The following is a 20,661-nucleotide window of genomic DNA, read 5'->3' as shown; positions in this document are numbered from 1 at the left end:
TTCGTCCGATCGATGTTCGCCAAGCCGACGCCGGGCTACACCACCGCGGGCGCCACCGGCGACACCGTGGTGCTGCTGATCGGCATGCGGATCAACCGCTTCTGGGCCGTCCACCACTGGGGCCCGGTGATGTTCGCGATGTTCCGGATGCTGTACGAACTGGGGCGCAGCCCCGAACGCGGCCTGCGCGGGCGGATCCTGCTCACCGCCTCGCCGCGCACGTACTACGTCGTCCAGTACTGGGAGTCGAAGGAGAAGCTGTACGGCTACGCGAGCGCGCCGGACGGCTTCCACCACAGCGTCTGGGGCATCGTCAACCGCAAACTGCGGGAGGGGAAGGCCCGTCGGCACGTCGGGCTGTGGCACGAGACGTACGTGGTGCCGGAGGGCGGGTACGAGTCGATCTACTTCGACATGCCGCCGTTCGGTCTCGCGGGCGCTACCGGCTCCCTGCCGCTCGAGGCGCGTGGGCGCCGCGCGTCGCAGCGACTGGCCTACCGGTCGGAGGGTTCGACGGAAGGCCTGAAGGAGGGCTCGAAGGAAGCCTCGGGGGAGCGCGTGCCCGAGTAGGGGTGCTCACCGGGCGCTCAGGGAGTGTCGCGGGTCGGCCCGGGTGCCGCGGCGTGAGAGCGTCGGGGGATGGCGGAGGAGCAGGGCGGGATGCCGACGGGCGCGCCGAGAGGTGTACGGGCGGGCGCGCCGACCGGCGCATCGGCCGGAGCACACGCGGGCGCAGCGACGGGCGCACCGGCGGGCGGGCCGGTGGTGCACGAGGTGCCGTACCACGCGCAGTGGGAATCGGCCGAGTTGGTGCGGGTGATCATCGACGGACAGGTCGACGCGGCCGAGGACCCCCGGTGGGGGCAGTCCGGTGCGGCCACCCCGGAGGAGTACGCGTGGTGGTCGTGGCGGCTGTGCGGGGTGGCCTGCCTGCGGATGGCGCTCGACCACTGGTGGGGCCTGGCGCCCCCGGCGCTCACGCTGGCCGGGGAGTGCGTGGCGGCGGGGGCGTACGTCCGGGACGGCGAGAGCCTGCGCGGACTGATCCACACGCCGTTCGCCGACTACGTCCGGCGGCGGTGGGGACTGGCCGCGCAGGCGCGGGAGTTGGCGCCCGCGGAGCTGGCGGCCGAGGTGGCCGGCGGGCGGCTGGTGATGGTGTCGGTGCATCCCGCGATCCGGGAGCCGGCCGGTCCGGCGCCGGTGCGGCGGGGCGGACACCTGGTGCTGGTGGTGGGCGCCACGGACACAGCGGTGGTGATCCACAACCCGTCCGGATTCCCGGGAGAGTCGCAGTCCTTCGCGCACGTGCCGTGGCGGTCGTTCGAGCGCTTCTACGCCGGGCGGGGGATCGTCCTCGGCCCGCCGGGCACGGGTGGCGCCCGATCGGTTCCCGACCAGCAACCGGTCGGGAGCTGACCGGCTGCTGATCGGGACCTCACGAGGGGCTGATCAGGGGCTGATCAGGGGCTGATCAGGGGTTGATCAGGGGTTGTCCGGCAGCCCGGCCGGGTTGACCGGGAGTTGGCTGCGACAGAGCGCCGATATCGGCTTCAACGCGGCGGCCAGTCGGTCGAGTTCGGCGCGCGGGTAGTCCTCCCAGACCCGCGCGGCGGCCAGGTCGGTGGCGGCCTCCAGGGACTGGTGCCGGATCCGGCCGAGTTCGGTCACCGAGCCCGCCGTGGTCAGCCAGCCCCGATCGACCAGGCGCGCCGCGGCCGCGTCCCACTCCTCGTCCGTCCAGCCGCGCATCGGCTGGAGCATCTCGCGCCGGACGTCCATCGCGCACCGGACCACCAGCGCCTCGCACCCGTCCAGTCCGGCCGCCACCAGCGCCGCCACGTGGCCGTCCCCGCGGTGCTCGCGCATCACCGTGGCGGCCTGCCACAGCCGTTCGTACAGGCCGGAGGGGCGGGGCAGCGCGGCATTGGCGGCGGCCAGCACCCGGCCGACGCAGTCGAGCCGGCCCGCGGCCCGCTCCAGGGCCTCCACCGCCAGTTCGACCTGCGCCGGGTCCACGTGCTCCAGCAGCCGGGCCAGCGCCGCCGCCGAGCCCTTCAACCGGGCGGCCAGCGCCTCCTCCGGGCTGGCGTGCGTCCACACCTCCGGCAGCGCGCGCTCGACCATCGCCGGGGAGAAGCTGAAGAACGCGGCGATCACCGGCGGCGCGTCCACCGCGCCCAGCGGCGCCGACCGGCTGGCGAAGTAGCCGCGCCAGCCGCCGTGCAGCCCGGCCGCCTCGTAGGCCTCGCGGCTCTCGGGCAGGAAGTAGGTGACGGCGTGCACCGGTTCGAAGAGCCACCACAGTGCACGGGCGGGGTGGACGAGATCGGCCATCGAAGGACCTTCCTCGGAGAGGGGCGGGGCGAACCCGGCCGGACGGGGCGGCTCGGCGGGCGCCGACGGACCGGGCGCGCGCGGGCCGCTTCAGTGCTGATGACCACGGCGGCGGCCACGGTAATCCCGGACCGGGTGTGATGACGGTCACGGGGAGGTCCCGGTGTGCACCCGGCCGGGCGTCGGCGCGAGATGATGGGACGAGGTGCCCGCTCCCGGGACGCCGCAGCCCTCGTGTGAACCCTCGTGTGAAGGTAGTCGGTAATGGCGCAGATCAACCCCAGCATCCTGTCCGCGGACTTCGCCCGGCTCGCCGACGAGGCCGAGGCCGTCAGGGGCTCGGACTGGCTGCACGTCGACGTGATGGACAACCACTTCGTCCCCAACCTCACCCTGGGCGTCCCGATCGTCGAGTCGCTCGCCCGCGCCACCGACACCCCGCTCGACTGCCACCTGATGATCGAGGACCCGGACCGCTGGGCCCCCCAGTTCGTCGAGGCCGGCGCCGGCTCCGTCACCTTCCACGTCGAGGCCGCCGCCGCGCCCGTCCGCCTCGCCCGTGAGATCCGCGCCAAGGGCGCCCGCGCCTCCATGGCCCTCAAGCCGGGCACGCCCATCGAGCCGTACGAGGACCTGCTGCCCGAACTCGACATGCTGCTGATCATGACCGTCGAGCCCGGCTTCGGCGGCCAGGCGTTCCTCGACATCATGCTGCCGAAGATCCGCCGCACCCGGGAGCTGATCGCCAAGCACGACCTGGAACTGTGGCTCCAGGTCGACGGCGGCGTCTCCGCCGGCACCATCGAGCGCTGCGCCGAGGCCGGCGCCGACGTGTTCGTGGCCGGCTCGGCGGTGTACGGGGCCGAGGACCCGGCCGAGGCCGTGCGCAAGCTGCGGGAGCTCGCGACCAAGGCCTCGGCGGACGCCTGGTGGGCCTGCGGGCACTGAGCCCTGAGTCCGGGCGGAGCGGTGTTCAGGGGCCCGGGCCAGCCGTCGTCCAGGGGCGGCGTTCCGGGGCCCGGCCCGGGGAGGGGTGGAGGATCCACCGGCCGTCAGGGATGATCGTTGGCGAACGCCCCTCGCCCGGCCCCTCTCCGCACGGTGGTGGAACCGCACATGAGCAACCTCGACCGCAAGCCCTCCCCGACCACCTGTGGCCGCGAGGCCGACACCGGACCGGTCAAGGACCTGCTGACCGGACGTCAGGTCCAGCTCGGCGAGAGCACGATGGTCCGCCGCCTGCTCCCCAGCCTGGGCCGCCGGATGGTCGGCGCCTGGTGCTTCGTCGACCACTACGGACCCGATGACATCGCCGACGAACCCGGCATGCAGGTCCCGCCCCACCCCCACATGGGCCTCCAGACGGTCAGCTGGCTCCACCAGGGCGAAGTGCTGCACCGCGACAGCCTCGGCAGCCTCCAGACCGTCCGCCCGTACGAACTGGGCCTGATGACCTCCGGCCGGGCGATCTCCCACTCCGAGGAATCCCCGCGCCCGCACGCCCGCTACCTGCACGGCGCCCAGCTCTGGGTCGCCCTCCCGGACGCCCACCGGCACACCGCCCCCACCTTCGAGCACCACGCCGACCTGCCCGTCGTCACCGCCCCCGGCCTGCACGGCACCGTCATCCTCGGCACCCTCGACACCGCCACCTCGCCCGGCACCGCCTACACCCCCCTCGTCGGCGCCGACCTCGCCCTCACCGAGGGCGCCGACCTCAAGCTCCCGCTCGTCCCCGACTTCGAGTACGCCGTCCTCTCCATGTCCGGCAGCGTCGACGTCGACGGCGTCCGCGTCGAACCCGGCTCCATGCTCTACCTCGGCTGCGGCCGCCCCGAACTCCCCCTCCACGCCCGCACCGACGCCGCCGTCCTCCTCCTCGGCGGCGAACCCTTCGACGAGCAGATCCTCATGTGGTGGAACTTCATCGGCCGATCCGGTGAGGAGATCGTACAGGCACGAAACGACTGGGAGAAGAGCTCGCGATTCGGTGAAGTTCATGGCTACGACGGCGCCCGGCTGCGGGCCCCAGAGCTCCCGTCGATCCCGCTGAAGGCGCGCGGACGAATGCGCTGACCTGTGGAAACGTCGCTTGCGGGATTGTGTCTGGTGCTTGCTGGCCGGTGCACTCCGGGCGCGCCTCAGGCCCTGGCGTGAGGCGCGCCCCAGCGTCGTGCCGGCGGCTCGGGGGGTTCGAAATGAGGGCTCGCCGATTCTCGTGTTTGGCCACGTTTGGCAGGGTCTAATCGGATCGATGCTGACCTGTTGCTGACTTATCTGACGTCGAGTCAGTCAACTGGTCTTGACCAATATCCCCAGCGCTGCGTCCACCGCCAGCTGTCTTCCCGAGTCTCAACGCCTGCTGGGACCTACGCCGGCAGATGGCTGCCACCGGAATGCGGGAGCCTGGGGCGCCCGGTGCGCGGCGCTGGGCTGCGTCCACCGCCCGGGAGACTTGGTCGCGTAGCGGCACGTACGTGATCAAGGCGATGGCGCCGGCCTACGGCCGTGGAAGCCGTATGCGGACGGCGGCCAGGCCGCCGTCCGCACGTGGTTGATGGCTTCACCGCTGAGCGCTGCTGAAAGTCAGCTGCCAAGGACCGGTACGTCCTGGGTGAATTCCAGCAGTGGGTTGGTGACGGCCTCGCGCCACCGTCCGCGGTGACTGTCGGTGCGCAGCCGGAAGTACACGGTCTCGCGGCGTTCGTCATCGGCGGTGCCGAAGTGGCCGCCGATGTTGTGGGCGAGCAGGTAGTGGACGAGGACCAGGCTCCCGGCCGCGCCGGTCACCTGGAGCGGGGCCGGCAGGTCCACGGGCGGGTAGGGAGCGGCGTCGCGCAGTGCGTCCGCGCCGTGGCGGCGTAGCCACGCTGCAGTGGTCAGGTGCGTACCCGGCCACACCCAGAGGTTGCCGCGGTCGTGCTGGCGCTGGTCAGTGAGTAGGAGGCCGGCCAGGACAGTGAAGGTGCCGGGGCGGCCGTCGTCCTCGGTGGGGGTGAGGCCGTCGATGTGCGGGGCGCCGGGGCGGTGCAGGTGCGGTGGCAGGGTGAGCGCCAGCTGCGCGACCTCCGGGGTCGGCAAGGCGAGGTCGGGCCGCAGAAACGCGCGGACGGTGTCGCCGATACCGCTCTCCTCGTAGAGGACGCGCAGGTCGGCGTGGTCGGCGAGGGCTTGCCACAGGAAGTACGGGCCGGTGCGGCCGGGCTCGGGCGGCTGGGCCGTAATGTGCCGCGCGAGTGCCGAACGCCAGTGGTTCACCTGCTCGGCGGTGAGGACATCGGGCAGAACGCAGTAGCCGTCACGGCAAAAGGCGCTGACGGCCAAGGGAGTTGTCGTCTCCATTGGGTCATGGAAGCGGTAGCAGGCCCGAGCGGGCAACGGGATTTCCGCCGCCCGCCCGAGGGCCCAATGAGATGGGCCACCCGCTACGGCGGGCGGAGGCCCTGCCGCCGGCGTCCGGCCAACCCGGAGCCGCCGCCTACTACTTGCCCTTCCGCTGGCGCTTCGGCTGGCGCTTGGGCTGGGCTCGCTTGCCGACCGTGCGTACCGAGGGCTTTGTCGCCTTGGTGAGCGTGGCCGTGGCAGCCTGCAGCACAGTGAGGAGCTTGGCCTTGAGTTCTTCGGCCTGCTCCGGGGTAGTGGCGTCGGCGGGCGTCTCCAACAGGTGCGTCTTGAGTACGGCCAGCATGTCCCACTCCCAGGGGCCCCGATCACGGGGGCCGGGGATCAGCCGGATGTACTCCTCGTCGTACAGGTCCGCGAGCAGGGCAAACGCGTCGGCGTCGCTGATCTCGTTGACCTGCTCGCGCTCCGGGGCGCCGGAGGCCGTGCTCTCGGCGTAGCGCACCTGCTTGAGCAGGGTCAGCCGCACAGACTGCTGCATCGCCATGCGCCCGCTGGCGCCACCAATCAGCCACGCGGCTGCCGTCGCGGCGATGACGTAGTCGATGGCCCCGGCTTCCTCGCCGCCGGAGAGGTTCATCGGCTCACTGCCTGGCGGCAAGGCCGCCAGCTTCTCCAGAGCGGCGTCGCGGTACTCCGCAGGGGCGAACCGTTCGATCAACGGGCGGGCGCCATCCACCACGGCCTCGTTGGGCAGCGGGCCGACCTCCTCGATGGCGGTGAAGGCGTCGTTGACGATCCGCAGCACCTCCGTGACAGCGAACTGGTAACGGGGCCGCGGGTACGCCGTGCGCCCCGGATCGTCGTCCCAGGTGCCGATCCGCTCCACCAGAGCGGCGAAGGTGTCGGGCTGCTCGTCGACCAGGGCGATGATGCCGCGCAGCGCCATGCCGCTCATCCGGCCCATCCGCTCAACCAGCGGACGGGGCAGCTTGCCCATCAGATCGTTCACCGAGTTTCCCTCCCGTACCCCTTCGGTGGCGCCGTGATGTCCGGCCGAGCTGCTGGGAGCCGGCGACCTTGGAGAGCGGCGTCCGGCGGGCCAGGTTGGGGCCAACGCCGAAGCCTGACCCTATCGCGTCGTCGGGTCGGCATCCGGGGCGTTCGGGGTTGCAGGTGGGGAGCCGGGTCGGCCGTGTCCGGTGAGCTGGCCGGCGTCGATCTCCACCGCGCCGTCGAGGCCGTCGAGGTCGATGACGTATGCGGCGGGGGGCACCACGATCTGAAAGGTCTCGCGGTCCAGCCTCCAGGCGGGGCGCCGTACGAAGCCGGCCCGGCCTTCGTACGGGCCGGCCGTGACGCGGATGCGCTGATGTTCGGTGAAACCGCCCTCCAGGACGGCGTGGACGGCGGCGGCGGCGCGAGGGACGCAGGCCTTGATGATCGGGCCGGGCCGGTTGCCGTGGCGGCTGCCCTGCACGTCGGGTCCGGAATCGGGCCTGTGAGTGGGGCCGTCGTGTGGTCCGGCCGCAGGCGGGTCCTGCGGGTGGCTCGTGTTCCGTGTGCGGTTCAGCCGCTCCCACCGCCGGGCGATGGGGTCGGCTCTTCTCTGGTCGGGCGACCTGAAGCTGAGTCGTGGGATCACGTCGTGGCCGGTGTCCTGGAGCGTTTGCTCCACCAAGTCGATAACGTGCTGGTCGTCCTGGAGGTGGAACAGCGCGGTCCACCACGACACATCGGCAACCGGCTGTCGTTCGCGCAGGTGGAGGGCATAGAGGATCAGCGTGATGACGTCCCGGACGCCGGAAGAGTCCGCGGCATCGTCCGATCCCTCGTGGTGGAGAGCGAGGGTGGCGGTCCGGCGAACGGCCTCGCGCCACTGCAGCATCCTCTGACGTGCAGCCCACGGGTCAAGGGACGCGGCCGGCGGGTTGGGCTGCACAGCGGTGGTGATGGCGCCCAGGGTCGCCCAGTCGCAGACCGGGTTCGCCATGAGGTCAGCCACCCGGTGCACCTCGGGCGCGCCGGGTGGGCTCAGCTCCAGTCGGTCCTGGAGGTCGTCGAACTCCCCGTCGGTCAACGCGACGGGGACGACGCTGCGGTGGGCCGAGGTGAGCTGGCTGTCGTTGCGCAACGCGCTCCTGTGTAGGCGATCGGAGTCGAAGAACAGGTTGAGCCCTTCCACGAGGAACGACCAGGCGCGGTCGGTGTTGCCTCCGCCGGCGCGCAGGTTGTTGATGACGGTGGGAAGGCGCAGGAACTCGCGCGTTTTCCCCCGTGCGGCGGCGGGGCTGGGGAGGAGGACGACCTCGGTGTCCGTCCACGGCTCCCGCGGGTGATAGACGACCACGCTCAGCAGGCCCGGGTGCGCGAGCACGGTCTCCTCGCTGCGAGAGAGGTCCTGGTGCCGGAGGAGGGCGCGCAGGATCCACCAGGAAATCGGCTCACGGGCATCCTCCTCGCGGGACACCCACTCCACCCGGGCGTCCTCCAGCACCGTGCCGGCCGTCAGCTGTTCCACGGACCAGCCGATGAACGCCGCGGAGCGGGCGACGAGAAGCGGCACCTGGCGATGCCCGGCGGCCCGTTGGTGTCCTCGGCCGATCCGGCTCAGCGCGGCCTCGACCGCCCCGGCGATCGTGGGCGCAACGGCGACGCGGTGGGTCCGGGCCCAGGAGGGTGCATCCTCGTGAGCCGGCGCGCGTCCGGGGGCGGCGGCGAGGGTCAAGCACGCAGGGTGGTGGAGGGCGTCGGCTGGCTGGTCGGGCGTGAGCCGAGGCAGGGAGGAACGGTCGTCGGGTTCGAGGGCGATGATCTCGTCGGCCCAGCCAGCGACCGACTCAACCCACCGCTCTTCCTCGGCGCTCAGCGCTTGGCCGTGGCGAGGCCGGGCGAGGAGGGCGACCATGCGTCCGTCGCCCTGCCACTGTCGAAGGCGTTCCGTCGCTTCGTCGTGCCAGTCTGTGGACGGACCGGCGGCGGCCAGAAGCACGGCGGCAGCCCACTCGGTGGGCAGCGGCTCGCCCGCGTGGACGACGACGAACCGGCGGTCCCACTCGGGCAGCTTCTCCACGTCTCCGGGGGCGATGTTGGCACTCTCGTGGCGGTCGTCGAAGTCGACCCGGAGGAGGGCGGGGGTGTCGGTGCAGGTGCGCTGCTCGTCGTTAGTGCCCCAGGTGACCGCGCGCAGGCGGCCGGTCCGTCCGGCGTGGAGGCCGCCGGTGACCTTGACGTGGGCCCGCAGGTTCAACGCTCCGCTGGCCGGCAGGAGAAGCTGGTCGACTTGGCCGGTCAGCTCGCGTACGGCGTGCTCGAAGACCGACATCCCGCTCGACCGGTACCTGCCGGACGCGTCCTCGGTAACCATGTCGGACGGCAGAGTGTCCTCCAGCGGCACGCCGTGCTGGGCGTTCAGCGCGTGCCAGAGCCTCCAGATCGTCCCCTCCACGGGGGGCGGGCCGGTGAACGGGCCGTAGTCCTGGCCGTGCTCGGCCAGCCGTGCCTGCGTCAGGTCGACCAAGCCGGTCTCGACAGACCTGGTCCCGTCCTCCTCACGTGCTGGGCCGGGCAGCAGTTCGGCGAGGTCTCGGTGCAGGTGCTGCGGATCGGCCAGGCGGTAGCGGACGGACCGCAGGGAGATCTGGTCCACGGCGCCGCCGTCTTGAGCCGCGATCAGGTAGTAGATCAGCGCGAGAACATCCCGGACATTGTGATCAAAGCGCTGGAACTCGCGGGCCTTGGCCCGGGCGTCCTTCCAACCTCGCCCACCGTTGCTGACCATGCGTCGATCCTAGACGGCGTGGCTCTGTTCGCGAGTTTCAGCGCTGGTCCATAACTCGGGGAGGTACCCGGCCAACACGGTGTTCGATGTGCACGTGCTTCGGCAGGACGCCTGCCGGTCCGGCTTCATGCCGCAGTGCGAATCATGTCCCCGCCGGGCGGCCCAGCTTGAGGCATCTGCATCGGATCACGCGCTGAGTCCGGATCACTGCTCGTGGGCGGCGGATCGGCGCTGGCTACCCAGACGAATCCGGACCAGTCGCCTCTCCGGCGAGTGTGTCCCACCAGCGCAGCAGCATGCCGCGCACCAAGTGCGCGAAGACCGCCAGAGTCATCGGCAGCTCCGTTGCCGGCCACGTGGTGTCCCCCGACCCGTAGGTGTCCTGGGTGAACACCTCAGAGGGCAGACCATCGCCCGCGGTGGGTGGCGGGATCAGCAACGGCCAGGGGAAGGCCGTCCCGGCATGCAGGCGGACGGAGCGCAGCTCGTACACCTGGCGCAGGACCGCCTCCATCTTCGTCTTGGACCACGGCAGCTGGCCAGCCGGGTCGGTCGTGCGCTCGTCCGGCGGGTCGGGGAGGAACTTCTTGGCGAAGGCGAGGAAGCGGCCAGTGGCCCGAAGGAGCCTGTAGAACTCGTTGGCGGCGGCCTCGGCGAGCAGGCTCTCCCCTCCCGTGGCGATCAGGGCCTCGGCGGAGCGGGGGAAGGATTTCTTCACCAGCAGCGCGTAGTCCTCGGTGGCGGCCTGGTGAGCGGTCGCGGCGACCTCGACGGCGCTCACTAGCATCAGCCAGGCCAGCTCCGGCTCGCCCTCAGCCATCCACAGGGCATCGGCGTACTGCCTGGCGGCCCGCACCAGCTGGACGGTGTGGTGCGGGGCGAGGCGGGGCAGCGACTCCAGGTAGGGCCGCAGCGACCCGAAGTCGGCCATCCTGCCCGCCAGACCCGGCAGGATCGGCGAGGACCAAGGCGAGGACGGCGCGCTCGGTATGACCTGCGCGGCCACCTCGTGGATGGTGACTGAGCCGTCCTGCTGCCGGTAGCGGGGGCGCGGGTCATCGCCGCGCAGCCTGACCCCCAGGACCAGCGACGCCAGCGCGGCGACCTCCTGGTGGATCGACAACCCCGTCCAGCCTGCGCTGCCCGAGGCGGCGGGCTGCTGATTTGGCTGACGGAACCAACTAGCCAGCTCCAGCACTGGACGCAGCCGCCCCGAGCGCTGGCCAGCAGCTTCGTCGACCAGGGTGAATCGGTAGGGGCCGATGGTCTGCGTCCCGTCGATGCCGGCGATCTGAGCGTCGGAGTAGAGCAGATTTACCCAGCCGCGGTGCGAGTCGTCGAGGTAGCGCCACAGTCTGACCGACCAGGCCGGCTGGTCGATGCTGCTCGGATCTCCCATGACGTCCCCCTTCATGCGCGGCGAAGGCCGCCTCGCAGAGTGAGGGTACTGGTCCCCGGTGGCGGCAACCTTCAGGTCCTAACAACCCACGGCGCTGCCGAGTCTCATGAGCGGTTCGATCTTCAGCGCGGCTGCCTCTGACTACCGGACCGATGAACAAACTCGTGAACAGGGCCAGCGGAGGGTCGCCGAGGACCGACCAAACACCTCGTGGGGCAAGGGGTGATGCGGGAGGTCGTGGTCGGCGTCAGTGATCGACCTCGCCGGTGGCGCCCGCGGTCAGTACGACGTGGACGCTGCCGAGCGCTCCGCGGGCGTCATCGAGCACGGGCGGCATGCGGGACAACGTCTTCCCGGGCTCCAGGTCGTCCATGGTCAGTAGGGCGGCCGGTCGCAGCGCAGCGGCGCAGTCCGACAGGAACTGACCGAGACGGCCGCGGGTCGTCCTGCCGCGATCCTCCAGCGCGTGGAGGTTTTCATGGACCCACCTGAGGTGGTCCTCGTCGGTCCGCTTCTGCTTCACCAGGGCCTCAAGTGCCTCGGGGCTCCAGTACACCCGGCAGCCGGCCCGCGTTAGCAGGTCGGAGGCCACGGAGCACTCGCGGTCGCTGAACTGCCACTCCCGGCGGTTGAGTGCGCGAGAGGCGTCGGCGACGTACAGGTGGACGGCCTGCTGGAGCGGCGTGGGAGGCTCGGCGTCGTGGTCCGCCCGCATCCGGCACAACGGCATCCCGGGACCTGGATCCGATGTGAGGGCCAGGCGCACGAGCTTCCGCAGAAGATCCTCAGGTGAGAGGCCGGGCAGCCGGGGAGTCCAGGAGTGAGCGCACATGCAGGTCAGCCGGGCGGGGCCGCCCCAGACCCCGAAGACGGTCAGGCCGCGGTCCGCCATGCAAACAGGGCAGCAGACGTCCAGCTCGGGTGTCCCGTCCGGCAGCGGCGGGGTGCCGAGCCAGAACACCCCGCCAAACCGGTTGCCGTAGTCCGCGCGACGGTGGCAGACCTCCAGCGTCAGGTTGCCAGCGCCGTCGTGGCCGATGTGGCTCGTGGTGAAACTCCAGGTCACGCTGCCCTACCTTAGGTTCGATCGGGTAATGCCGCCGGGGCCGAACCGGCCGTCTACAGCTGGTCGTGCTCCTCCCAGAGCTCCTCCAGTCGCGCCATCCGCGGGTCGATCTCCTCCGTCTCCTGCTCGTCCTCCGCCTCCGGCAGTGTCTCCCGCAGCGCCTGGTCCTTCGCGTCGGCCCGGATCTGATTCAGCTGACCGATCCTCGCCTCGTAGTCCTCCTGCGCTGGATACGCCTGCTCCAGGCTCTCCTCCAGCTCCACGATTCGCTGCTCGATCTGCTGCCCAAGGTTCGTGAAGAACCGCGGCGGGTCGCTCATCTGCGACAGCTCCCGCGGCCGGAACTTCTCCCAGTGCGACCACGCCAGTGTCCCGTACTGGTTCATCACCCTCTCCTTCCGCCTCGATCGACTCGCCGTCCTCAGCCAGGCTCCCACGAAGGCGGCGAGCTGGGCCTCGATCTTGCTCCTGTCGATGACCTGGCGGTCGTCGTCGCCGCTGGCGGCGCGCACCGCTCGGGGTCACCGCAGGTGGCCCTGACGGCGGCCAGGACCGCGTCGAATCGGAATGCCTCGACCAGCTGGGGCAGTTGGGTCTGCCACCTGGGCGGCCCACCCGGCCGCTGGTCCTGTCGACGGCGCGGTCGGTGATGTCCATGCGGCGCAGGGCGACGAGTACAAGGCGCAGCCCGTGGCGCGTCCCGATTTACGGTAGCTGGTCCGAGAGCAGCCGGGGTCGGGCACGCAGGATCGCCGCGAGGCTGCCCGCTTCCCGGATTCCTCCGGTACGGGCGAGACGGACGGCCTCCGTGGCGGGCACCCAGCGCATCGTGATCCCCGCCTCGGTGGGCTCCCGGTTGATCTGGCCTGGAGTCAGGCCGGTGGCGAGCAGAAGGTGGGAGGTGGTGCGGGCAGCCCCCGGCAGCGGATCGATGCGGCCGATCGCCTCCAGCTGTCTGGTCAGCCAGCCGGTCTTATGCTCGGCACGTTACCGGTGCCCCGCGCGGTTCGCGGGGCACCGGTGGTGCTCACGCGGCACCGCGGAGCGGGAGTTCGGCCACCGGATCCCAGCGGTAGAAGCCGGCGTCCGGGTCCTGGACCTGCAGCACCAGATGCGCCACATCGACGGTGAGGATGACCCGTTTCGGCCGCAGCTGCCGCAAGGCCTGGTTCAGGAGGTAGTCATCCGCCTGGCCGGAGTCGGCGCGTAATGGTGCAGTCGGGTATCGGAAGTTCCCGAATAGCTTGGACCGCATCGAGCCGCTCTTGTCCGTTATCTACGAGGCGAGTTGGGTGGCTGGGCATCCTACGGGATGAGCGTGTTTCCGGACACGGCCCGACGCCACCGCGTGCTGCCTGCCCAACGTCGTTGGACGATTGTCGGACGCCGAGTGCGACCGCCGATACCCTACGGGTGGACGGTGCGGTGAGTGTGGGGAGCACGAGTGAAGATCACGACGTTGAGGCTGAGCAACTTCCAGTCCTTCGGCGCGAATCCGACGGCAATCGATCTCGACGATCTGACATATGTCCTCGGTCCGAACGGCTCGGGCAAGACCACGGTCCTCGAGGCACTGTCGCGGCTGTTCAGTCCGCTGGAGGGCCAGCGCAAGATCCGCGTCGAGGACTTCCACGTGCGCGTCGACCAACCCGCCGGCGAGCCGCTGGCCGGAGAGCCGACGCTGTGGCTGGAGGTGGACGTCGAGTTCCCGGAAGCGAGCGCGGACGGGCAGCATGCGTCGGTCCCGCCGGGTTTCGCCCACATGGCGATCGACACCGCGGACGGGGTTCCGCGGATCCGTGTCCGGCTGACGGCGTCGCTGGCCCCGGACGGCGTCGTCGACGAGAAGATCGAGTACGTCCTGGAGGCGGATGCGGCGGGGGAACCCACACGCCGTGCCGACATGTCACGGTACGACCGCGGCTACATCGAGGTGCACTACCTGCCGGCCCGTCGGGACCCGGCCGACCATCTCTCGTTCACGACGGCATCGCTCATCGGTCGTACTTTTCGAGCCGCCGACTGGACGACGGAACGCGAGACCCTGAGCGACCTGACCGGCCAAATCACCGCCTCGCTCGTCGCGAACCCCACCGTGGCGAGCCTCGGTGTCCGGCTGACCACGGAGTGGCACAGCCTTCACCGCGGCGCTTACTTCAAAGACCCCTCGATCGCCTTCGGCCGGGGCGAACTGGAGGGCGTGCTGCGACTGCTCACCGTGACGTTCTCACCCACGCACGACGGTGCGCCTCTTCCCTACGAACGACTGAGTGACGGACAGAAGTCCCTGCTCTACATCTCGCTCGTGCTCGCCTGGCAGTCCCTGGCACGGCGCGTCCTCGCCGGCGAAGAGACCTCCCTCGACGCCGACCGCCTGCGCCCGCCCGTGCACACCGTCATCGCGCTCGAGGAGCCCGAGAACAGCCTGGCGCCGCAGTACCTCGGCCGGATCATTCGCCAGCTGCGTGAGGCATGCGAACACGGCGATGCGCAATCCCTCATCGCCACGCACGCGCCCGCTCTCCTGCGCCGGGTCGACCCCCACACGATCCGCTTCCTGAGACTGAACGCTGCTCGGGAGACAACCGTCCACCGCATAGTCCTGCCCAAGGACGAAGAACTGGCCGCCAAGTACGTGCGGGAGGCGGTGCAGGCCTACCCCGAGCTGTACTTCTCGCGGTTCGTCGTGCTCGGCGAGGGCGACAGCGAGCAGGTCGTCCTGCCCCGTGTCCTGGCGGCGGCCGGAATCACGGCGGACGACGCATCCGTGTCGGTAGTTCCCCTGGGCGGCCGACACGTCAACCACTTCTGGCGCCTGCTCAACGAGCTGCAGATCCCGCACGCGACACTGCTCGACCTCGACGCCGGCCGCTACCAAGCAGGCTGGGGGCGGGTGCGCAACGCGCTGAACCAGATCAACGCGGTTCGCTCAGGCCCCTACACGAAGGCGCAGATCGGCGCACTCCCCAAGTGGGACGACGACCGTGACTTCCCCACACTGGTCGACCCCGCCTTCACACCTGGGCACGGCCCCGTCGAGGCCCTCGAACGGGAAGGAGTCTTCTTCTCCCACCCGGTCGACCTCGACCTGATGCTGCTGGAGGCCTACCCCGACGCGTACGGCGTCAGCCTTGTTGGCCTGGGCACGGCGGCCGAGCCGGACGACGCCACCGTAGTGGCCGTGCTCGGCAAGAGCCACGTCCACGAACAACGCCTCCCCGCGCATGTCCGCGCGCTCTTCGACGCCTACCACGACATATTCGATCTCGGCAGCAAACCTGCCGCGCACCTGGCCGCCCTCGCCGCTCTGGACGACCAGCAGCTGCTGGAGGGCCTCCCCGACGTCCTTACCCGCCTGGTTGAGTACGTTCGCGCGCACCTGGCGGAGCTGCCGGAATGATCGACCCCGATCAGTGGCACCCGGTCGGCGGCCTCATCCTCGAGAGGAACGCGAGGGCCGCAGCCACCATGACGAACGAGAACATGGTCGTCGCCGCCGGCCCCGGTGCCGGGAAGACCGAACTGCTCGCCCAACGGGCGGACTTCCTGCTGCGCACCGGACAGTGCCCCTACCCGCGCAGGATCCTGGCCGTCTCCTTCAAGGTCGACGCGGCCCGCAATCTACGGGAGCGAGTCCGCAGGCGCTCCGGTTCGCGGCTCGCGTCCCGGTTCGACAGCTTTACCTTCCACGCATTCGCCAAGCGCCTGATCGACAACTACCGGCCCGCACTGACCGGATACAACGCCCTGGGACCGGACTACCGGATCGATCCCCGCAACCGGGTCCAGGGTGAACAGATCACATTCGATGACCTCGTGCCCCTGGCGCTCGAGATCATCGAGAACAACGCCTACGCCCAAGGAGGCATCCGCCAGACATACAGCCATATCTTCCTCGATGAGGTCCAGGACTGCACCCGGCAGCAATACCGACTGATCAAGGCGACATTCGGCGGTACGACGGCTGTCCTGACCGCGGTTGGCGACACCAAGCAGCGCATCATGGCCTGGGCTGGCGCTCTCGATGGGGTCATGCGCGCTTTCGCCGTCGACTTCTCGGCCCGCGCCCTGCCCCTGTACCAGAACTTCCGCTCCGCGCCCCGGCTGCGGCGGATGCAGAACCGGATGATCGCCCGGATGGACCCTGCGGCAGTCAGCCCCGACGCGGACCTGACCGGTGACGACGGTGTCATCGAGGTGCTCGACTTCGACACCGAGCATGATGAGGCGCAGGCCCTGGCGGAGCTCATCGACGGCTGGCTCCGCGACGGCACGCCACCGAGCGAGATCGCCGTCCTCATACGCCAGCAGCCGCACCTCGTCGCAGCGGCGCTCGGCAGCGCACTCACGGACCGCGGCATCGCCTTTCGCAACGAACAGGAAAGCCAGGACCTGACCGCAGAGCCGGCAGCGGCGCTCGTACTCAGCTTCATCCGTGTGATCGCCGATGACAGACAACCCGAGGCCTACACCGAACTCATGAGGACCGCCGCTCGACCCAGTGCGCCCGAGGACGAGGCAACACGCCATGGCGGCAGGTTGAAACGGATGGTCGGCAACGCCCGAGCGACCGTGCGCGGCCCACAGTTCAGGTCGGAAGACCCCGCCGCATGGAGGACCCTCGTCCACGAGTTCCTGAACCTCGTGTCACGGCCCGTACTGACCGCCATGTCGACCGGATACCAGCAGGGCACCCGGCTCGACGACGTGATCGATAACGCACTGGACGCTTTCAGCAGGGAACTCACCTTGGACGGAGACCCCGTCCAAGCGCTCCGGCGGCTGTCCGAGGCAGACGCTGTCCGATTCCTGACCATCCACAAGTGCAAGGGCCTGGAGTTCGACAAGGTCGTGGTCCTCGGAGTCGAGGAAGAGCTCTTCTGGGGCGCCCCCACAGCAGCGATCTCCGAATTCTTCGTCGCGGTATCCCGCGCGAAGCACCACCTCGTGCTGACCCACGCCAAGCACCGCGATCAACCCGAAGGAGTCAAGAGGTGGGACGAGCGGCGTACACCCCACAAACGATTCTTGGGATTCGCCCACGAATGCTAGGTCCCGTCAGATGAAATCCTCACGTAGGCTGCTCCTCAGTGGAAGATAGGACACTAGCCCATGGGAAAATCGGCACGAGTGCTGGGCTGGGAATTTGGCCTAACGGCTCGTGAAATGAACGAGCTTCTCAAGAAACACGGCTACTTGTACGGAACTCCCGGCGCTTATGGGCTCACCGAGAAGGGGCAGCTATACGCAGAGGAGAGGTACCACTCTCGCGGCACGGGAGGTTCCGCACAATACAATCCAAGCTGGGAAACTCGCACCTGGAGCGGTGAGACGGAGGCGGCGCTTAAGGCTGACATGGAAGCCAACCCCGGAGGCTTCGACATAGGAGATTCGCCCACCACAGAAGAGGGTGCTCTCTATTACGATCCTCTCGCGGACCCTGGCAGTAGTGGCGATAGCAGCGACCCTCGGCTCAGCTGGAAAGAGCTGGCAATCGGCGGAGCCGTAGTAGGTGCTGCTCTTCTTATCTATCCTCATGTCAAGCCCTTCTGGGACAACAAGGTGAAGCCTGCCGCGAAGAGGCTGCGGGGCAGATTGGCGAAACAGGAGTCGGTCGAATCTATCGACTCCTGACGCTGCCGAGGGTTGGCGTAGGCGAGCGAGGTGTGCGGCCAGAACCGCTTCTCTTCCGCACGCAGTTCGATGCCCTCCACCCGGCCGGCCGCCGCCCGCACCTTGCGGTTGAGCACGGCCATCGGCTCCTCCGGGTACGGGGCGACGGTGATGGCGGTGACGCCCGGCCACGTCGGGCCGAGCTGGACCTCGAACGGAACGACGTCGGCGAGTTCCGTGCGGGCCTCCGCAGCCAGTTGCTCCAGCTGCTGCGCGCCGGCCGGGTGGTGGACGCGCTGCACGGTGATGTGCAGCCACTGGGCCGGTACCGCCTCCAGGTGGCCGAAGTGGCCGAGGAGTTCGGCGTGCTGCCGCGCGTACTCGACGTACTGTGGGTACCGGTCGAGCAGAATCAGGAAGTGCGGGTAGGAGCCGTTCGGCCAGATCCGCTGCGGGTCGAAGAAGTTCTTCACGGTGCTCTCCGGTCAGGGCAGGATCTTGGACGGGGCGGGGTCGACCACGACCACCAGGTGGTCGGCTGCGGCGAGGGCGGCCGGGCTTCGGTGGACGCGGTAGCCGACCAGTGCGGGGGCCACGGGCCTGGTCGCCAGGGCGAGGTCGATTCTGCGCGGCCCCCACGGGTCCGGGTCGCCTTTGCCGTCCTCCCAGTGCCCCACCGTTGGCTCCCACGGCGCGCCGAGGTGGGCAGCGGCGTCGACCATGAAGCCGCGGCGTAGCAGCATGGCGGTGGGTCGGCGGTCGGCGAGGTTGGTGTCGCCGACCGTCTCGGGGGCGCACTGGTATTCGAGGTCGTCGTGGTCCTGGCCTGTGTAGGGCTCGGAGTCGTAGGGCTGCTGCGTGCCGTCGACGGTGACGGTGGCCGCGGAGATCGAGTTGAAGTCGCCGAGGACCAAGCCCGGCTTGGCGCCTCCGGTGCGGCGGAAGGCGCCCTTGAGTCGGCGGGCCTCGTCCGCGCGGAAGTCGGGGCGGAAAGGGTCGCCGTGGTAGCTCGCAATCAAGAGCGGGGCCTGTCCGCCGACGTCGAGCTGGATCGTGGTGAAGCCGTGCCAGTAGTCGGGCGACCCGTACGGCCGGAACCCGCCGGGCACCGGGGTGACCGTGGCGGGGTTCCACAGCACCGCGGTGAACCAGGGGCGGTCGCCGTTGCGGGCCATCGCGACCGGCCCGGGGCTGCCATCGGGGCGCACGGTGGTGGCGGTGAGTCCGCACTCGCGGGCCAGTCGCTCGATGACGGCCGCGGCCTGCGTGTCCCAGCGGTGGTGCCGCTTCGCCTCGTCGATGATCCCGTTCTCGTCGGCGTCCTCGGGCGCGTCCTCGTCGACCAGGACCTCCTGCAGACACAGGACGTCCGGGCCGACCTCGCGGATCGCGGTGACCCGGGCCCTGAACCCCTCGGTGCCGACATCGCGGGGATGCAGCTTGTAGGCGTTGAGGTTCGCGACGGTGACGAGATCGTCGGCGTCCGGCGTGCCAGCGGTCTGCTGCTCGCTCACTTGCTCACCCGCTCGCTGCCGGGCGTCTCGCTGCTGGTGAGGGGCCACCAGACCAGGGCCTTGTCGTCGCTGACCTTGTAGCGGGGCCACCGCTGTCCGGCGGGGTCTTGGTGCTCGGCTCGGGCAATGGCGTCGGCGACCGCGTGCGGCCCGTCTTCCCGGCATGCCCGGGCGAGTTCCTGCCACGAGTACAGCCCGTACTCCTCGACGCCGGCCGCGATGCCGTCGGTGGCGATCACGACCTCGGCCAGGTCGCTGGCCGGCCATGAGGCGGTGACCGCGTTGAGACCTGCCTCGGGCACGGCCTCGGCGATCCAGTACCCGTCCGGGCGGTTGACCACGCTGCCCTGGAAGTCGCGCAGTTCCTGGAGGATCTGGCGGTGTCGGTCGCCGAAGCCGTGCCCGGCGTGCAGGAGATCGCGGTACTCCTGCGCCGGCGACTGGGCGTCGACCAGCCGGGCGAGCCGGTCGTCGCGCACCGCGTGCATCGTGCCGTCGCGGCCGATGGCGACGACGGGGCTGTCGCCCAGGACGGCCGCCTCGATCCGATCCGCTCGCCGTCGCACGACCGCCACGGTGGAGGCTGGCGATGAACCGGGGACGAGCTCGTGGCCGCTGGCCACTGACCGGATCGCCGCGGCGAGCACCTGGCGCAGGTCCATGCCTGGCTCCCGGCACAGGAGTTCGGCGATGGCCTGGCCCAGGGTGTCGGCGTACCAGCCGCCGCGGGGCTGGTTGTCGGTGACGGTCGAGACGCCGTCCAGGACGATCACGGCGTCGGCGGTGGTGACCACACGGTCCTCGCTGGGGCGTCCGTGGCCGGCGAGTTCGCCGATCCGGACAGTGGCGCCACCCAGCATGGCCGCACGAGGAGTGGTACCGGGACTGGTCTGCATGAAGAACTCCGGTCTGATCTGGTCAGGTTGGGCGAGTATCAGTGCTGCGGCGCGGTTGGGCCAGCGGGCTGGCAGCCCAAGGTCCTTGACGGGCGAGGCCAGGTGGGGATTACCAGCCGTGCAGAGCCTCGGTGATCACGGCGCGGGCGTCCTGCCCGTAGACGGCGGATTCCTGGAGCAGCCGGAAGGCCCGGTGGAAGAGGCCGACGCGCTTGGGGTCGGTGATGGTCTCGCATCCGCGGTAGCCCTCCACCTCCACGCGGGTGCCGTCGTGGATGCCGAAGCCGTCGCCGGGGTAGACGTGCAGGCGGGCTCGGGCCGGGATGATCCCCAGGCGTAGGCCCGGCGTGTCGAGGGCGGCCAGCAGGTGCTGCAGTTGGGCGCGCGCATCACCTCGGGGCCGCCGATGCCGGTCAGCAGGGCCTGGTCGCCGAGCAGTACGTGGTAGGTCCGGCCGTCCTGCCCGAGGTAGCGGGCGCGGGCGGTGCGTTCGGCCGCGCCGGCGTGCGAGTCGTCGGGGAGCTGGTGCAGACGGGCGACCATGCGTAGGACCTCCTGAGCGTACGCGGGAGTCTGCAGGTTTCCCCAGATGAGGTCAGGGCTGTGCCCGGCGTAGTCGCTGGTGGCGGCGGTGAGTTCGTGGAAGGCGCGCTGGATGTGCTCGGTGCCTGGGCCAGCAGGTCGTCCCACGAGGTGGCGTCGGACGGCTGCGG

Annotated in this window: 18 protein-coding genes; 6 read left to right on the top strand and 12 right to left on the bottom strand. The window is 70.1% G+C overall.

Features of this window, described 5'->3' with window-relative positions; translation table 11 throughout:
* Window positions 1-12 precede the first annotated feature (12 nt).
* Window positions 13-570 carry a DUF4188 domain-containing protein gene (locus tag A6F73_RS05415; protein WP_063346717.1) on the top strand — a complete coding sequence of 186 codons (558 nt, stop codon included), beginning with the start codon at window positions 13-15 and terminating at the stop codon, window positions 568-570.
* 69 nt (window positions 571-639) lie between these two features.
* Entirely contained in the window at window positions 640-1,419 is a 780-nt protein-coding gene (locus A6F73_RS05410) for a C39 family peptidase (RefSeq protein ID WP_347878514.1), read from the top strand.
* 66 nt (window positions 1,420-1,485) lie between these two features.
* Here the strand turns inward: A6F73_RS05410 and A6F73_RS05405 are convergent, their stop codons facing one another.
* The gene (locus tag A6F73_RS05405; protein WP_063346715.1) at window positions 1,486-2,337 is read right to left on the bottom strand and encodes a hypothetical protein; all 852 of its coding nucleotides are present in this window, start codon (window positions 2,335-2,337) and stop codon (window positions 1,486-1,488) included.
* A 264-nt stretch (window positions 2,338-2,601) separates the two neighbouring features.
* Between A6F73_RS05405 and rpe the strand changes: the two genes are divergently transcribed.
* Together rpe and A6F73_RS05395 are read left to right on the top strand one after the other, a co-directional pair.
* Window positions 2,602-3,285: a ribulose-phosphate 3-epimerase gene (gene rpe, locus A6F73_RS05400; protein ID WP_063346714.1), complete on the top strand. Its 684-nt coding sequence runs from the start codon at window positions 2,602-2,604 to the stop codon at window positions 3,283-3,285.
* A gap of 168 nt (window positions 3,286-3,453) precedes the next feature.
* Window positions 3,454-4,413 carry a pirin family protein gene (locus A6F73_RS05395; protein ID WP_063346713.1) on the top strand — a complete coding sequence of 320 codons (960 nt, stop codon included), beginning with the start codon at window positions 3,454-3,456 and terminating at the stop codon, window positions 4,411-4,413.
* Window positions 4,414-4,923: 510 nt separating this feature from the next.
* Here the strand turns inward: A6F73_RS05395 and A6F73_RS05390 are convergent.
* From A6F73_RS05390 to A6F73_RS41305, 7 genes are all read right to left on the bottom strand, one after another.
* Window positions 4,924-5,679 carry a phytanoyl-CoA dioxygenase family protein gene (locus A6F73_RS05390; protein ID WP_079135457.1) on the bottom strand — a complete coding sequence of 252 codons (756 nt, stop codon included), beginning with the start codon at window positions 5,677-5,679 and terminating at the stop codon, window positions 4,924-4,926.
* Between the two features lie 139 nt (window positions 5,680-5,818).
* The gene (locus A6F73_RS05385; protein WP_063346711.1) at window positions 5,819-6,691 is read right to left on the bottom strand and encodes a hypothetical protein; all 873 of its coding nucleotides are present in this window, start codon (window positions 6,689-6,691) and stop codon (window positions 5,819-5,821) included.
* Window positions 6,692-6,811: 120 nt separating this feature from the next.
* A complete protein-coding gene (locus tag A6F73_RS05380; protein WP_063346710.1) occupies window positions 6,812-9,460 on the bottom strand; it encodes a hypothetical protein in 2,649 nt (882 codons plus the stop codon).
* A 235-nt stretch (window positions 9,461-9,695) separates the two neighbouring features.
* Complete coding sequence (locus A6F73_RS05375) at window positions 9,696-10,859, bottom strand: hypothetical protein (protein ID WP_063346709.1); 1,164 nt, start codon at window positions 10,857-10,859, stop codon at window positions 9,696-9,698.
* Between the two features lie 247 nt (window positions 10,860-11,106).
* The gene (locus A6F73_RS05370; RefSeq protein ID WP_063346708.1) at window positions 11,107-11,925 is read right to left on the bottom strand and encodes a hypothetical protein; all 819 of its coding nucleotides are present in this window, start codon (window positions 11,923-11,925) and stop codon (window positions 11,107-11,109) included.
* Window positions 11,926-11,978: 53 nt separating this feature from the next.
* Window positions 11,979-12,437 carry a hypothetical protein gene (locus A6F73_RS05365; RefSeq protein WP_063346707.1) on the bottom strand — a complete coding sequence of 153 codons (459 nt, stop codon included), beginning with the start codon at window positions 12,435-12,437 and terminating at the stop codon, window positions 11,979-11,981.
* 515 nt (window positions 12,438-12,952) lie between these two features.
* Window positions 12,953-13,180: a hypothetical protein gene (locus A6F73_RS41305; RefSeq protein ID WP_159398374.1), complete on the bottom strand. Its 228-nt coding sequence runs from the start codon at window positions 13,178-13,180 to the stop codon at window positions 12,953-12,955.
* Window positions 13,181-13,369: 189 nt separating this feature from the next.
* On the opposite strand from A6F73_RS41305, the gene A6F73_RS05360 reads away from it, so the two are divergent.
* Both A6F73_RS05360 and A6F73_RS05355 read left to right on the top strand, forming a co-directional pair.
* A complete protein-coding gene (locus A6F73_RS05360; protein ID WP_063346706.1) occupies window positions 13,370-15,325 on the top strand; it encodes an AAA family ATPase in 1,956 nt (651 codons plus the stop codon).
* A complete protein-coding gene (locus A6F73_RS05355) occupies window positions 15,322-16,977 on the top strand; it encodes an ATP-dependent helicase (protein WP_063346705.1) in 1,656 nt (551 codons plus the stop codon). Before A6F73_RS05360 ends, A6F73_RS05355 begins: the two co-directional genes overlap by 4 nt.
* A gap of 482 nt (window positions 16,978-17,459) precedes the next feature.
* On the opposite strand, the gene A6F73_RS05350 is transcribed toward A6F73_RS05355, so the two are convergent.
* From A6F73_RS05350 to A6F73_RS42885, 4 genes are all read right to left on the bottom strand, one after another.
* Window positions 17,460-18,011, bottom strand: coding sequence for a 2'-5' RNA ligase family protein (locus A6F73_RS05350; protein WP_063346704.1), 552 nt, complete (start codon window positions 18,009-18,011; stop codon window positions 17,460-17,462).
* A 12-nt stretch (window positions 18,012-18,023) separates the two neighbouring features.
* A complete protein-coding gene (locus tag A6F73_RS05345) occupies window positions 18,024-19,052 on the bottom strand; it encodes an endonuclease/exonuclease/phosphatase family protein (RefSeq protein WP_063346703.1) in 1,029 nt (342 codons plus the stop codon).
* On the bottom strand, window positions 19,049-19,948 hold the full coding sequence (locus A6F73_RS05340) for a protein phosphatase 2C domain-containing protein (RefSeq protein WP_244293303.1): 900 nt from the start codon (window positions 19,946-19,948) through the stop codon (window positions 19,049-19,051). The genes A6F73_RS05345 and A6F73_RS05340 overlap by 4 nt, the downstream gene beginning before the upstream one ends.
* A gap of 109 nt (window positions 19,949-20,057) precedes the next feature.
* Window positions 20,058-20,537 carry a Scr1 family TA system antitoxin-like transcriptional regulator gene (locus A6F73_RS42885; protein ID WP_279634951.1) on the bottom strand — a complete coding sequence of 160 codons (480 nt, stop codon included), beginning with the start codon at window positions 20,535-20,537 and terminating at the stop codon, window positions 20,058-20,060.
* Window positions 20,538-20,661 lie beyond the last annotated feature (124 nt).

It is taken from the genome of Streptomyces sp. MJM8645, assembly GCF_001625365.1.
Taxonomy (GTDB): Bacteria; Actinomycetota; Actinomycetes; order Streptomycetales; family Streptomycetaceae; genus Kitasatospora.
This window is presented reverse-complemented; position numbering and strand designations above follow the sequence as displayed.

Bases quoted from the DNA above. Each gene is read 5' to 3' on its own strand.
- A6F73_RS05415 (WP_063346717.1), top strand. From the start codon at position 13: ATGTTCGCCAAGCCGACGCCGGGCTACACCACCGCGGGCGCCACCGGC.
- A6F73_RS05410 (WP_347878514.1), top strand. From the start codon at position 640: ATGGCGGAGGAGCAGGGCGGGATGCCGACGGGCGCGCCGAGAGGTGTA.
- A6F73_RS05405 (WP_063346715.1), bottom strand. From the start codon at position 2,337: ATGGCCGATCTCGTCCACCCCGCCCGTGCACTGTGGTGGCTCTTCGAA.
- rpe (WP_063346714.1), top strand. From the start codon at position 2,602: ATGGCGCAGATCAACCCCAGCATCCTGTCCGCGGACTTCGCCCGGCTC.
- A6F73_RS05395 (WP_063346713.1), top strand. From the start codon at position 3,454: ATGAGCAACCTCGACCGCAAGCCCTCCCCGACCACCTGTGGCCGCGAG.
- A6F73_RS05390 (WP_079135457.1), bottom strand. From the start codon at position 5,679: ATGGAGACGACAACTCCCTTGGCCGTCAGCGCCTTTTGCCGTGACGGC.
- A6F73_RS05380 (WP_063346710.1), bottom strand. From the start codon at position 9,460: ATGGTCAGCAACGGTGGGCGAGGTTGGAAGGACGCCCGGGCCAAGGCC.
- A6F73_RS05375 (WP_063346709.1), bottom strand. From the start codon at position 10,859: ATGGGAGATCCGAGCAGCATCGACCAGCCGGCCTGGTCGGTCAGACTG.
- A6F73_RS41305 (WP_159398374.1), bottom strand. From the start codon at position 13,180: ATGCGGTCCAAGCTATTCGGGAACTTCCGATACCCGACTGCACCATTA.
- A6F73_RS05355 (WP_063346705.1), top strand. From the start codon at position 15,322: ATGATCGACCCCGATCAGTGGCACCCGGTCGGCGGCCTCATCCTCGAG.
- A6F73_RS05340 (WP_244293303.1), bottom strand. From the start codon at position 19,948: ATGCAGACCAGTCCCGGTACCACTCCTCGTGCGGCCATGCTGGGTGGC.